This window comes from Streptomyces sp. NPDC053426 (assembly GCF_055585405.1).
Map to the genome: position 1 here is coordinate 410081 of NZ_JBVJKE010000004.1, position 12657 is coordinate 422737.

The 12657-nt window shown below is 74.5% G+C and carries 13 protein-coding genes; 9 read left to right on the plus strand and 4 right to left on the minus strand.

Annotation, left to right across the window (positions count from 1 at the left end; all coding sequences use genetic code 11):
• The first annotated feature begins 76 nt into the window (after nucleotides 1-76).
• From alr to tsaE, 3 genes are read left to right on the plus strand one after another with little or no spacing between them, the layout of a single operon-like run.
• Nucleotides 77-1258 (plus strand): alanine racemase, encoded by a 1182-nt coding sequence (alr, locus tag ACZ62B_RS11410; RefSeq protein ID WP_468884647.1) that lies wholly within the window; start codon nucleotides 77-79, stop codon nucleotides 1256-1258.
• Entirely contained in the window at nucleotides 1255-2478 is a 1224-nt protein-coding gene (locus ACZ62B_RS11415) for an alpha/beta fold hydrolase (RefSeq protein WP_469689977.1), read from the plus strand. Before alr ends, ACZ62B_RS11415 begins: the two co-directional genes overlap by 4 nt.
• Nucleotides 2447-2977 (plus strand): tRNA (adenosine(37)-N6)-threonylcarbamoyltransferase complex ATPase subunit type 1 TsaE, encoded by a 531-nt coding sequence (gene tsaE, locus ACZ62B_RS11420; protein WP_344557913.1) that lies wholly within the window; start codon nucleotides 2447-2449, stop codon nucleotides 2975-2977. Before ACZ62B_RS11415 ends, tsaE begins: the two co-directional genes overlap by 32 nt.
• A 40-nt stretch (nucleotides 2978-3017) precedes the next feature.
• Here tsaE and ACZ62B_RS11425 read toward each other — a convergent pair whose 3' ends face one another.
• Together ACZ62B_RS11425 and ACZ62B_RS11430 are read right to left on the minus strand one after the other, a co-directional pair.
• Nucleotides 3018-3206, minus strand: a complete 189-nt coding sequence (locus tag ACZ62B_RS11425; RefSeq protein WP_344557903.1) for a hypothetical protein — start codon at nucleotides 3204-3206, stop codon at nucleotides 3018-3020.
• A 208-nt stretch (nucleotides 3207-3414) separates the two neighbouring features.
• Nucleotides 3415-3963 carry a hypothetical protein gene (locus tag ACZ62B_RS11430; protein WP_468722173.1) on the minus strand — a complete coding sequence of 183 codons (549 nt, stop codon included), beginning with the start codon at nucleotides 3961-3963 and terminating at the stop codon, nucleotides 3415-3417.
• A gap of 121 nt (nucleotides 3964-4084) precedes the next feature.
• On the opposite strand from ACZ62B_RS11430, the gene tsaB reads away from it, so the two are divergent.
• From tsaB to ACZ62B_RS11450, 4 genes are read left to right on the plus strand one after another with little or no spacing between them, the layout of a single operon-like run.
• A complete protein-coding gene (gene tsaB / locus ACZ62B_RS11435) occupies nucleotides 4085-4738 on the plus strand; it encodes a tRNA (adenosine(37)-N6)-threonylcarbamoyltransferase complex dimerization subunit type 1 TsaB (protein ID WP_344557899.1) in 654 nt (217 codons plus the stop codon).
• A complete protein-coding gene (gene rimI, locus ACZ62B_RS11440; RefSeq protein ID WP_344557888.1) occupies nucleotides 4735-5316 on the plus strand; it encodes a ribosomal protein S18-alanine N-acetyltransferase in 582 nt (193 codons plus the stop codon). The genes tsaB and rimI overlap by 4 nt, the downstream gene beginning before the upstream one ends.
• Nucleotides 5309-6406: a tRNA (adenosine(37)-N6)-threonylcarbamoyltransferase complex transferase subunit TsaD gene (gene tsaD, locus ACZ62B_RS11445; RefSeq protein ID WP_469689981.1), complete on the plus strand. Its 1098-nt coding sequence runs from the start codon at nucleotides 5309-5311 to the stop codon at nucleotides 6404-6406. Before rimI ends, tsaD begins: the two co-directional genes overlap by 8 nt.
• Nucleotides 6403-6666: a hypothetical protein gene (locus ACZ62B_RS11450; RefSeq protein WP_469689983.1), complete on the plus strand. Its 264-nt coding sequence runs from the start codon at nucleotides 6403-6405 to the stop codon at nucleotides 6664-6666. Before tsaD ends, ACZ62B_RS11450 begins: the two co-directional genes overlap by 4 nt.
• Nucleotides 6667-6676: 10 nt before the next feature.
• On the opposite strand, the gene ACZ62B_RS11455 is transcribed toward ACZ62B_RS11450, so the two are convergent.
• Nucleotides 6677-8989: a beta-xylosidase/alpha-l-arabinosidase gene (locus tag ACZ62B_RS11455; RefSeq protein ID WP_469689985.1), complete on the minus strand. Its 2313-nt coding sequence runs from the start codon at nucleotides 8987-8989 to the stop codon at nucleotides 6677-6679.
• Between the two features lie 139 nt (nucleotides 8990-9128).
• Here ACZ62B_RS11455 and ACZ62B_RS11460 point away from each other — a divergent pair, with 139 nt between their 5' ends.
• Complete coding sequence (locus ACZ62B_RS11460; protein WP_073932720.1) at nucleotides 9129-10181, plus strand: LacI family DNA-binding transcriptional regulator; 1053 nt, start codon at nucleotides 9129-9131, stop codon at nucleotides 10179-10181.
• Nucleotides 10182-10280: 99 nt separating this feature from the next.
• Nucleotides 10281-11390, plus strand: coding sequence for an LCP family protein (locus ACZ62B_RS11465; protein ID WP_382052816.1), 1110 nt, complete (start codon nucleotides 10281-10283; stop codon nucleotides 11388-11390).
• A 15-nt stretch (nucleotides 11391-11405) separates the two neighbouring features.
• Here the strand turns inward: ACZ62B_RS11465 and ACZ62B_RS11470 are convergent, their stop codons facing one another.
• Nucleotides 11406-12593, minus strand: a complete 1188-nt coding sequence (locus ACZ62B_RS11470; RefSeq protein WP_468886534.1) for a THUMP-like domain-containing protein — start codon at nucleotides 12591-12593, stop codon at nucleotides 11406-11408.
• Between the last annotated feature and the right edge of the window lie 64 nt (nucleotides 12594-12657).

Consider the following 12657-nt stretch of genomic DNA (forward strand, 5'->3'; position numbering starts at 1 on the left):
GGAGGCACGACTGCCCGCGGTCTGCGGGGGATCCGGGGGCAGCCCCCAGGAACGGGGCTCTGAGAGACTGGGGCGGATGAACGAGACAGTCGCCCCCGGAGGTGCGGAGCTGCGGGCCCGTGCCGAGATCGACCTTGCCGCCGTGCGGGCCAATGTGCGGGCCCTGCGTGAGCGGGCGCCCGGTGCCGCCTTCATGGCCGTGGTCAAGGCCGACGGATACGGGCACGGCGCGGCCCCCTGCGCGCGGGCGGCTGTCGAGGCCGGGGCGACCTGGCTGGGCACCGCCACCCCGCAGGAGGCGCTCGCGCTGCGCGCGCCCGGTGCCGGGGTGCCGGACGGCGTACGGATCATGTGCTGGCTGTGGACGCCCGGCGGGCCCTGGCGGGAGGCGGTCGAGGCCGGCCTCGACGTGTCCCTGAGCGGCATGTGGGCGTTGGACGAGGTGACCAGGGCGGCCCGCCTCGCCGGGCGGCCCGCGCGGGTGCAGCTCAAGGCCGACACCGGGCTCGGGCGGGGCGGCTGCCAGCCCGGCGACGACTGGACGGAACTGGTCGCCGCCGCGCTGCGCGCCGAGGCCGAGGGGCTGCTCGAGGTCACCGGCCTGTGGTCGCACTTCGCCTGCGCCGACGAGCCGGGCCACCCCTCCATCGCCGCCCAGCTCACCCGGTTCCGGGAGATGGTCGCGTACGCGGAGGGACAGGGCGTCGACCCCGAGGTGCGGCACATCGCCAACTCGCCCGCCGCCCTCACCCTCCCCGAGAGCCACTTCGACCTCGTCCGCCCCGGCATCGCGATGTACGGCGTCTCGCCCAGCCCCGAGATCGGCACCCCCGCCGACCTGGGACTGCGCCCGGCGATGACCCTGTCCGCCTCGATGGCCCTGGTGAAGCACGTCCCCGGCGGCCACGGCGTCAGCTACGGCCACCACTACGTCACCCCGGGCGCCACCACCCTCGGCCTCGTCCCGCTCGGCTACGCGGACGGCATCCCGCGCCACGCCTCCTCCACCGGTCCTGTGCTGGTCGAGGGCAAGTGGCGCACGGTCGCCGGGCGGGTCGCGATGGACCAGTTCGTCGTCGACCTGGGCGGGGACGAGCCGGGGCCGGGCGCCGAGGCCGTCCTCTTCGGGCCCGGCGACCGCGGCGAGCCCACCGCCGAGGACTGGGCACAGGCGGCCGGGACCATCGCGTACGAGATCGTCACCCGGATCGGAACCCGCGTCCCGCGCGTCTACGTCGACGAGGGGAGCGGTACGTGAGCGAGGGCGGCGCGGAGGCCGTCGCGGCCGTCGCCTCCGCGTCCGGCGGGGGCTGGCGCCGGGCCACCGGTGTCGCGGGCGTCGCGATAGGCGTGCTCGCCACCGGGGCCGCCGCGGGCGTCGCGATAGAGCGGATGACGGTCGGCCGGGGCATGCGCAGGAAGGCCCGGCTCGCCCTCGACTCCGCGGGACCGTACGGCGCGCTGCGCGGCACGCCCGGCAAGGCGTACGCCGATGACGGCACCGAGCTGTACTACGAGGCCGACGACCTCGACCCCGCCCCGACCCCCGAGCGCCGGCGCCGGCTGTTCGGGCGCAGGGCCCCCGCCCCGGTCACCGTCGTCTTCAGCCACGGCTACTGCCTCAACCAGGACTCCTGGCACTTCCAGCGGGCCGCGCTGCGGGGCGTCGTACGGACCGTGCACTGGGACCAGCGCAGCCACGGCCGGTCGGCGCGGGGCGCGGCGCAGGTGGAGCGGGGCGAGCCGGTCACCATCGAGCAGCTGGGGCGGGACCTGAAGGCCGTCATCGACGCGGCGGCGCCCGAGGGGCCGCTGGTGCTGGTCGGTCACTCCATGGGCGGGATGACGGTGATGGCCCTCGCCGACCAGTACCCGGAGCTGATCCGGGAGCGGGTGGTGGGCGTCGCCCTGGTCGGTACGTCGTCGGGGCGGCTCGGGGAGGTCAACTTCGGGCTGCCGGTGGCCGGTGTCAACGCGGTGCGGCGGGTGCTGCCGGGGGTGCTGAAGGCGCTGGGGCAGCGGGCCGAGCTGGTGGAGCGGGGGCGCCGGGCCACCGCGGATCTGTTCGCGGGGATCATCAAGCGGTACTCGTTCGCGTCGCGGGACGTGGACCCGGCGGTCACCCGGTTCGCCGAGCGGATGATCGAGGGCACGCCGATCGACGTGGTCGCCGAGTACTACCCGGCGTTCAACGACCACGACAAGACCGAGGCCCTCGCCCACTTCGCCGGTCTGCCGGTGCTGGTGCTGGCCGGGGTGGACGACCTGGTCACGCCCAGCGAGCACAGCGAGGCGATCGCCGATCTGCTGCCCGACGCGGAACTGGTGCTCGTCCCGGACGCGGGGCACCTGGTGATGCTGGAGCACCCGGAGGCGGTCACCGACCGCCTCGCCGACCTGCTCGTCCGCGCGGGTGCGGTGCCCGCAGGGGCTACCGTTGGTCGCTATGGAAGCAGCAGCACCGCACGACCCGGCTGAGCCGACACCGACCGCGAACTCCGTCGGGCTGACCGTCACCTCCCCCGAGCAGATGCGCGAACTGGGACGCAGGCTCGCCAAGCTGCTGCGCGCCGGCGACCTGGTGCTGCTCTCGGGCGAGCTGGGCGCGGGCAAGACGACCCTGACCCGGGGCCTGGGCGAAGGGCTCGGCGTGCGGGGCGCGGTCACCTCGCCGACGTTCGTGATCGCCCGGGTGCACCCGTCCCTGGGGGACGGTCCGCCGCTGGTCCACGTCGACGCGTACCGGCTCTCCGGCGGTCTGGACGAGATGGAGGACCTCGACCTCGACGTCTCGCTGCCGGAGTCGGTGATCGTCGTGGAGTGGGGCGAGGGCAAGGTCGAGGAGCTGACCGAGGACCGTCTCCAGGTCGTCATCCACCGGGCGGTCGGCGACACCACCGACGAGGTGCGCCAGGTGACCGTGACCGGCCTGGGCGGACGCTGGGCGACGACCGACCTGACCGTGCTGTCGGCCTGACCGGTTCCGTACGTACGCCTACGCGCGCCTACACGTACGCCTACGCGGCCTCGCGGTGGTCCTTCGCCGGTTCGCAGGGCCGGGGTTCCGGCGCGCGGGGCGGGGTGGAGACCGCGGCGGCCGCGGCGCAGGACGCCAGCAGGTCGCGCATCGGGATTCCGGAGAGGCCGGGGACCGGCTGTGGCCGCGACTGCGCCGTGGTTCGGCGGGCGCTCTGGTGGGCCGGCATGGACGCCTCCTGAAGGACGGGGGCGGGCGTGGTTAGGTAGACCTAACCACGAGCTGGATACCATGTGACCACGCCCGGGACACCGAACGCAACATCTTGCCGACGTCTTGTCGGAATGTACGGCCCCGTTCACACGATCCGGCCGGAACGCGCACACCGCGCCCCGGGACCCACCGGCACACCGGGACTCCTCGGTGCGCTCCGGGGCTCACCGAACGACGACGACCTCCTGCCCGATCGTCGCGAACCTCCACATCGCCTCGCCGTCCGCGCGCGTCTCCCGGATGCCGCCCGTCCGCTGCTCCGGGTCGAGCCGCGGCGCCGAGCCGTCGAGCGCCGCGCTGAACCCGATCGCCGTGCCCTCGACGGACGCGAACCGCACCACGTGCTCGACCGGAACGCCATCCGATCCGGTGACCGCCTTGGACCGGGACGTGACCCGGTAGGTGCCCGGCTCCGGGTCCACCGTGCTGGGGCTGACCCCGTAGGTGCGCCACACCTTGCCGCTCTCCTCGACCAGCCACACCCGGTCCCTGTCCAGCGCGTACACGACCCGTTCGCCCGTCCCCGACCGTGCGGGCAGGGCGGCGGGGTGGCCGGTGTCCCGGAGGGTCTTCTGGACGGCCGCCACGGTGCCGGGCGCCGGACGGCGCAGCTCGGCCGGGGCGGTCACCGCCGCCCGGTGGCCGAGGTAGCCGATCGTCGCGAGGGCCGCCGCGGTCAGCCCCGCCACGACCGCCGAGCTGGTGCCTGCCACCGTGCCGTCACCCCTGTCCCGCTCTGCCCTGTTATGTGCGTACGCCGTCGTGACCGTAGCAGTACGTGACCGGCCGACCCGTGCGGCCGTGGCCGGGGCTCGGGAGCCGTAGGCTGTTTGCGTGCTCTTGCTCGCTCTGGATACCGCCACCCCCGCCGTCACCGTCGCGCTGCACGACGGCCGCGACGTCATCGCCTCGTCGAGCCAGGTGGACGCCCGCCGCCACGGCGAGCTGCTGCTCCCGGCGGTCGACCGGGTGCTCGCCGAGGCGGGCTCCCGGCTGGACGCCGTCACCGGGATCGTCGTCGGCGTCGGCCCCGGCCCGTACACCGGGCTGCGCGTCGGCCTGATGACCGCGGACACCTTCGGGCTCGCGCTCGGCGTGCCCGTGCACGGTGTGTGCACGCTGGACGGCCTCGCCTACGCGGCCGACCTGGAGGGCCCCTTCGTCGTGGCGACCGACGCCCGCCGCAAGGAGGTCTACTGGGCGCGCTACGCCGACTCCCGCACCCGCCTCACCGAGCCCGCCGTGGACCGGCCCGCCGACATCGCGGACCGGGTGGCCGGGCTCCCGGCCGTCGGCGCGGGCGCGCTGCTCTACCCGGACACCTTCCCCAAGGCGCACGAGCCCGAGCACGTGTCCGCCGCCGCGCTGGCCCGGCTGGCCGCCGAGCGGCTGGCGGCGGGCGGGGAACTGCCCGCGCCCCGGCCGCTGTACCTGCGCCGGCCCGATGCCCAGGTCCCCAAGAACTACAAGGTGGTCACCCCCAAGTGACGGGAACCGACACTGCCGTGCTGCGCGAGATGCGCTGGTGGGACATCGACTCCGTACTGGAGCTGGAGCGGGACCTGTTCCCCGAGGACGCCTGGTCGCGCGGGATGTTCTGGTCCGAACTGGCCCACGCGCGCGGACCCGGGGCGACGCGGAGCTATGTCGTCGCCCAGGAGGGCGACCGGATCGTCGGCTACGCGGGCCTCACCGTCTCCGGCGCGGAGTCCGAGGGCGGCGAGGCCGGCGACGGCGACAGCGTCCAGGCGGCCGACGTGCAGACCATCGCCGTCACCCGGGACCACTGGGGCACCGGCCTCGGCTCGCGGCTGCTGACCGAGCTGCTGCGGGCGGCGACCGCCTTCGAGTGCGCCGAGGTGCTGCTGGAGTGCCGGGTCGACAACGTGCGCGCCCAGAAGCTCTACGAGCGCTTCGGCTTCGAGACCATCGGCGTCCGGCGCGGCTACTACCAGCCGGGGAACGTGGACGCCCTGGTGATGCGACTGACCGATCCGTCCACCTCTGTGAACCCGGCGAGTCCCGTCGACGGGAACGGCGTACAAGGAACCGAAACCAATGGCTGACGAACCCCTGGTCCTGGGGATCGAGACCTCCTGCGACGAGACCGGTGTCGGCGTCGTGCGCGGGACCACCCTGCTGGCGGACGCCGTCGCCTCCAGCGTCGACGAGCACGCCCGCTTCGGCGGCGTCGTCCCGGAGGTGGCGAGCCGCGCCCACCTGGAGGCGATGGTCCCCACCATCGAACGCGCGCTGAAGGAGGCGGGCGTCAGCGCCCGCGACCTCGACGGCATCGCCGTCACCGCCGGGCCCGGACTCGCGGGCGCGCTGCTGGTCGGCGTGTCGGCGGCCAAGGCGTACGCCTACGCCCTCGGCAAGCCGCTCTACGGCGTCAACCACCTCGCCTCGCACATCTGCGTCGACCAGTTGGAGCACGGCGCGCTGCCCGAGCCGACGATGGCGCTGCTGGTCTCCGGCGGCCACTCCTCGCTCCTGCTCTCCACGGACATCACCTCCGACGTCCGCCCCCTCGGCGCGACCATCGACGACGCGGCCGGCGAGGCCTTCGACAAGATCGCCCGTGTGCTGAACCTCGGTTTCCCCGGCGGCCCGGTCATCGACCGGTACGCGCGCGAGGGCGACCCGGAGGCGATCGCGTTCCCGCGCGGACTGACCGGCCCGCGCGACCCGGCGTACGACTTCTCCTTCTCCGGGCTGAAGACGGCCGTGGCCCGCTGGATCGAGGCGAAGCGGGCCGCGGGGGAGGAGGTGCCGGTGCGCGACGTGTCGGCGTCCTTCCAGGAGGCGGTCGTGGACGTGCTCACCCGAAAGGCCGTACGGGCCTGCAAGGACGAGGGCGTCGACCACCTGATGATCGGCGGCGGCGTGGCCGCCAACTCCCGCCTGCGGGCCCTGGCCCAGGAACGCTGCGAGGCGGCCGGCATCCGGCTGCGCGTGCCGCGCCCCAAGCTGTGCACGGACAACGGCGCGATGGTCGCCGCGCTGGGCGCGGAGATGGTCGCCCGGGGCCGCCCCGCCTCCGACTGGGACCTGTCGGCCGACTCCTCCCTCCCGGTGACGGACCCGCACGTCCCGGGCACCGCCCACTCCCACGACCACGTGCACGAGACCGCCAAGGACAACCTGTACTCATGACGGTCGCACTGATGTGGGAGGCGCGGGCGCTGCCCGGCCGGGCAGCGGAGCTGCTGGCCTGGACGGAGGAGCGGGCACGGGAGCTGACGGAGCGCCCCCTGCGCCGCGAGACCTTCCGCGCCCCGCAGGACCGCGTCCTGGTCATCACCTGGTGGGACGCCCCGTACGACGCGGACCTCCCCGAACTCCCGGAACCGGCCGACGACTTGACCGCCCGCCCGGTGCACCGCTGGCGGTTCGAGTCGCTCGGGGGCGTCTGACCGGGCGCCTTCACGCCCCCGCCGGTGACACCTCCGTCCCGCAGCGCAGCCGTCGGTCCGGGCCGAGTTCGCGGACCGGGCCCGTGAGGCGCAGCCGGGCCGTGTGGCGGACGTCCGCGCTGGAGGCCGCCAGGCGTAGCTCCAGCGCGCCCGGTTCGACCACCCGGCGTCCGGAGCGGTCGGTGAACGACGACAGGTCCGGGTGGAAGCGGAACGTCACCCGGGACGCCTCGCCCGGCGCCAGTTCGACCCGCTGGTAGCCGATCAGGCGGACGTCGGGGCGGGTCACCGACGCCACCGGGTCGTGCAGGTAGAGCTGGACGACCTCGGCGCCGGACCGGTCACCGGTGTTGCGGACGGTCAGGGAGACGTCGTACGAGCCGTCCGTGCCGATCTCCCCGTCCGCCGCGCGGTCGTCGGGGACCCACTCGAACGTCGTGTACGAGCCGCCGTGGCCGAAGGGGTACAGCGGGGTCGGGTCGAGGTTGCTGACCTCGCCGGCCAGGCCCAGCGGGGGCTGGAGGTAGGTCCAGGGCTGGCCGCCGGGCAGGCGCGGGACGCTGACCGGGAGGCGGCCGGAGGGGTTGACGCGGCCCGACAGCGCTCCCGCCACCGCCGGGCCGCCCTCCTCCCCCGGGAAGAAGGCCTGGACGACGGCGCCCAGGCGGCCGTGCCAGCGGCCGAGCGCGTACGGGCGGCCGGTGAGCAGCACCAGGACGACCGGTACGCCGGTCGCGACGAGCGCGTCCAGCAGCTCCGCCTGGACGCCGGGCAGGTTCAGGTCCGCGGCGTCGCAGCCCTCGCCGGACGTGCCGCGGCCGAACAGGCCCGCCCGGTCGCCGAGCACCGCCACGCACACGTCCGCCTCCGCCGTCCGCGCGACCGCCTCCGCGAAGCCCGCCGTGTCCGGGCCGGAGGTGTCGCAGCCCGGCGCGAACATCACCTTGGCGTCGGGGAGTTCGGCGCGCAGCGACTCCAGCACGGTCGGGATCCCGACGCCCGTCGGGACGCCGGGGTGGTGGGGGAGGACGTGGGAGGGGAAGGAGTAGCAGCCCAGCATGGCGAGGGCGTCGTCCGCGCGGGGGCCGACGACCGCGATCCGGGTGTCGGGGGAGAGGGGGAGCAGACCGTCGGGGTTGTCGAGGAGGACCACGGACTCCTCGGCCAGGCGGCGGGCCAGGGCGCGGTTCCCGGCGGAGTCGAGGTCGATCGGTGCGACCGGCTCCGGGGCCCAGTCCTCGTCGAGGAGGCCCAGTTCGCACTTCTGGAGCAGGACCCGGCGGGCCGCGCGGTCGACCAGTTCCTCCGGGACCTCGCCGGCCCGGACCGCGTCCCGGAGCGGTTCGCCGTAGCACTTGAGCGTGGGCAGTTCGACGTCGACGCCGGCCAGCAGTGCCGCGTGCGCCGCCTGCGCCGGGGTGCCCGCCACCCGGTGCAGGTTCTCCAGGAAGCCGATGCCGAAGTAGTCGGAGACGACGGTGCCGGTGAAGCCCCATTCGTCGCGCAGGAGCCGGGTCAGCAGCGCCGGGTCGGCCGACGCGGGCACGCCGTCGGTCTCGGTGTACGCGGCCATCACCGAGCGCGCCCCGCCCTCGCGCAGCGCCATCTCGAACGGCGGCAGGGTGATGTCCGCGAACTCCCGCGTCCCGGCCCGTACCGGCGCGAGGTTGCGCGCCCCGGCGGAGGCGGCGTACCCGGCGAAGTGCTTGAGCGTGGCGACGACCCCGGCGGACTCCAGCCCGCGTACGTAGGCGGCGCCGACCGTGCCGACCAGGTACGGGTCCTCGCCGATGGTCTCCTCCACCCGGCCCCAGCGCAGATCGCGTACGACGTCCAGGACGGGCGCGAGTCCCTGGTGGACGCCCGCCGCGCGCAGGTCGTGGCCGATGCGGCGGGCCATGTCCTCCACCAGACCGGGGTCGAAGCTCGCGCCCCAGGCCAGGGGGACGGGGTAGGCGGTGGCCCGCCAGGCGGTGAACCCGGCCAGGCACTCCTCGTGCGCGACCGCGGGGATGCCGAAGCGGCCGGCCGCGGCGATCTGCCGCTGCGCGCGGGCCAGCGCCCGCGCGCCGAGTCCGGGGTCGACGGGGGCGGTGCCGTAGGAGCGGGTGATCTGGCCGAGGCCGAGGACGATCAGCTCGTCCCAGTCGTAGGTGGCGGTCATGTCGTGCTGGTGCGGGGCGACGCCCTCGCCGCCGGTGTCGGCGCCCACCCACACCCCGTACAACTGGGCGGTCTTCTCCTCCAGGGTCATCCGGGAGAGCAGGTCGTCGACGCGGGCGGCGGCGGGCAGGTCGGGGTCACGCCAGGGCGCGGTGGTCATGGAGCTCCTGTCGGGTGGACGGACGGCCCTCACATGTACGGTTCTCGGCGAATGTTTCGACTTCAAGGCCGAATGTTCCGGGAACTTATGGCTCCCGTGAGGGTTCGTCAAGAGGGCCCGCAGGGTTACGATCGCGGCCATGACTTCCCCGCAGCCCGCTGAAACACGGACGCAAGGGCGCAGAGCCCAGACGGCGACCCTCGCCGAGATCGCCCGCGAGGCCGGCGTCTCCGCCCCGACTGTTTCGAAGGTCCTCAACGGCCGTGCCGACGTCGCCCCCGGCACCCGGAGCCGGGTCGAGGGGCTGCTGCGCGCCCACGGCTACCGGCGCCGTCGCGCCGAGGCCACCCGCTCGCCCCTGATCGACCTGGTCTTCCACGAACTGGAGAGCGCCTGGGCGATGGAGGTCATCCGGGGCGTGGAGAACGTGGCCCGGGACGAGGGGCTGAGCGTCGTCCTCTCCGAGAGCGCGGGCCGGCTCACGCCCGGACGCACCTGGGCCGACCAGGTCGCCGCGCGCCGCCCGCACGGCGTGATCCTCGTGCTGTCCGGCCTCGACGAGTCCGGGCGGGCGCTGCTGACCAGCCGCTCCATCCCGTTCGTGGTGATGGACCCGGCCGGCGACCCGGGCACCGACGTGCCCTCCATCGGGGCGACCAACTGGCAGGGCGGGCTCGCCGCGACCCGGCACCTGGTGGACCTGGGCCACACCCGGATCGGCGCGATCAGCGGACCCACGCAGATGATGTGCAGCCGCGCCCGCGTCGACGGCTACCGGGCCGCCCTGGAGACCGCCGGGCTGCCGGTCGACCCGGGGCTGATCATGACCGGGGACTTCCACCACGAGGCCGGCTACCGGCAGGGTCTCGCCCTGCTGCGCCGCGAGGACCGGCCCACCGCGGTCTTCGCCGGCAACGACCTCCAGGCCCTCGGGCTGTACGAGGCCGCGCGCGAGCTGGGGCTGCGGATCCCGGAGGACCTGAGCGTGGTCGGGTTCGACGATCTGCCGGTGGCCCGCTGGGTGGGGCCGCCGCTGACGACCGTACGGCAGCCGCTGACGGAGATGGCCGAGGCGGCGGCCAAGCTGGTCCTCGATCTGGGCAGGGACGAGGACTCGGCGGCGGCGACCCGGGTGGAACTGGCGACGAGCCTGGTGGTGCGGAGCAGTACGGCGGCACCGGCGGGGGCGTGAGCCGGTCCGAAAGTTTCGGGCCGTCGGACGCCGCACCGGAAGTCTGAGAATTTCACAAGAAAACTGTCCGGGGATCGCCGCTCGACATAATTCGGACTTATGTTCCTGTCCGTGAGGGGACACGAGAAGAGCGGCGGGGCCGGGGGCGACGGGGACGAAGCCGGGGGCGAGGCCGGGGGCCCGGGCATACGGACGGGCCGGCGGGCGAGAGCACTGAGGATCGCGGGGCTGACGCTGGCCGGCCTGCTGGTCCTGGGCGCCGGAGCGGCCGGCTGGGCGTACTGGCAGCTCAACGACAACATCGACAGCGTCGACATCGACAGCGCCCTGGGCGACGACCGCCCCGCCAGGGCCGTGACCGCACCGTCCCCGGACGCGTCCGCCACGGCCACGCCCCTGCCGACCGGGTCCCTGAACATCCTGGTGCTCGGCTCCGACTCGCGCAGCGGCGAGGAGAACCAGGCGCTCGGCGGCGGTGACAGCGGCGGCGCCCGCTCCGACACCGCCATGGTCGTCCACCTCGACGCCGGCCGGACCGCCGCGACGGTGGTCAGCATCCCCCGCGACACCCTCGTCGACCGGCCCTCCTGCCCGCTTCAGGACGGGGAGTCGACCCGTCCGGCCTCCGGGGTGATGTTCAACACCGCGTACGAGGTGGGCGGGCCGGTGTGCGCCGTGAAGACCGTCGAGTCGCTCACGGACGTCCGCATGGACCACTACGTCGAGATCGACTTCTCCGGCTTCGCCCGCCTGGTCGACGCGCTCGGCGGGGTCACCGTCACCACCGAGGAGGACATCGACGACGACCGCAGCCACCTCACCCTGGACGCCGGCACCCACCACCTCGACGGCGAGGACGCCCTCGCCCTGGCCCGCACCCGGTACGACATCGGCGACGGCAGCGACCTCGGCCGCATCGGGCTCCAGCACCAGCTGGTGAAGGCGCTGCTGGAGCAGGTCGCGGAGGAGGACCTGCTGGCCGGCCCCGCCCGGCTGTACCGGATCGCCGACACCGTCACCGACAGCCTCACCACCGACACCGGCCTGGACTCGCTCGGCGAACTCACCCGCCTCGCCCAGAGCCTGCGGGACCTCCCGTCCGACGGCGTCACGACCCTCACCATGCCGGTCGTCCCGGCCCCCTGGGACCGCAACCGCGTGATCGCGGACGAGCCGGAGGCCGGGGAGCTGTGGGCGTCCCTGAAGTGAGCGTCCCGGCGGACCTCACCGCACCGGGTGCCCCAGCAGCATCGTCGGGGCGCCGGCGACGCGGGTCAGGAAGACCGTGACGGACTCGGGGCCGTGCGGCTTGGGCAGGACCTTGCGGCGCAGCTCCTCCGGTTCCACCGCCGAACCGCGCTTCTTGACGGTCAGGACGCCGACCCGGCGCTCGCGCAGCAGCGCCTTCAGCTTCTTGACGTTGAAGGGGAGCCGGTCGGTGATCTCGTAGGCGGTGGCGTACGGCGTGCGGTGCGCTTCGTCGGCGGTGACGTAGGCGATGGTCGGGTCGATCAGCCCGCCCTCCACCTCCTCGGCCACCTCGGCGACCAGGTGGGCGCGGATGACGGCGCCGTCCGGCTCGTACAGGTACTTCCCGACCGGCCGGACCTCGGGGTCCGGGAGCATGGTCTCGGGCGTCACGTAGATGCCGGCGACGGCGGGCAGCAGCGTCGCCCGCCGCGCTCCCGGTGTCACGTCCGGGCCGAACCACAGCATGGCCTCCTTGACGTCCCCGCCGTCCGAGACCCACTCGGCCGTCGCCTCCGCGGGGATCGCCTCGTGCGGAATGCCGGGCGCGATCTTCAGCAGCCCGAGCGGCGCCCCGAGCGCGGCGGACACGGCCCAGGACAGGGGAGGGGAGTAGGCCTCCGGATCGAAGATCCGGCCGCGTCTGGAGGAACGCCGGGCGGGGTCGACGAACACGGCGTCGTACCCGGCCGTGTCCACCTCGGTCACGTCGGCCTCGCGCACCTCGATCAGGCCGGCGAGACCGAGCGCGTCGGCGTTGGCGCGGGCCGCCTCGCAGGTCAGTGGGTCTCGATCGACGGCAAGGACCCGGATCCCGGCGCGGGCGAACGCGATCGCGTCGCCGCCGATCCCGCAGCACAGGTCGGCGACGGACCGCACCCCGAGCGCCCGGAGGCACTCGGCCCGGTACGCCGCCACACTCGCCCGCGTCGACTGCTCCACCCCGTCGGGCGTGAAGAACATCCGCCGCGCGTCCTCCGCCCCGAACTTGGCCACCGCCCGCTGCCGCAGCCGCGCCTGGCCCAGCGCCGCCGACACCAGTTCGGCGGGGTGCTCGCGGCGCAGCCGGGTCGCGACGGCGAGTTCGTGCGCCGGATCGGTGTCGCGCACCTCGTCGAGGAGGGCGCGGCCTTCGGGGGTGAGGAGGGGAGCGAGGTCGTTCACCGGGTCATTGTGGGCCAGTCGGTGGACCGTGTGCCTCCGGCCGCGGTGTCGGGCCGGGTTCCCG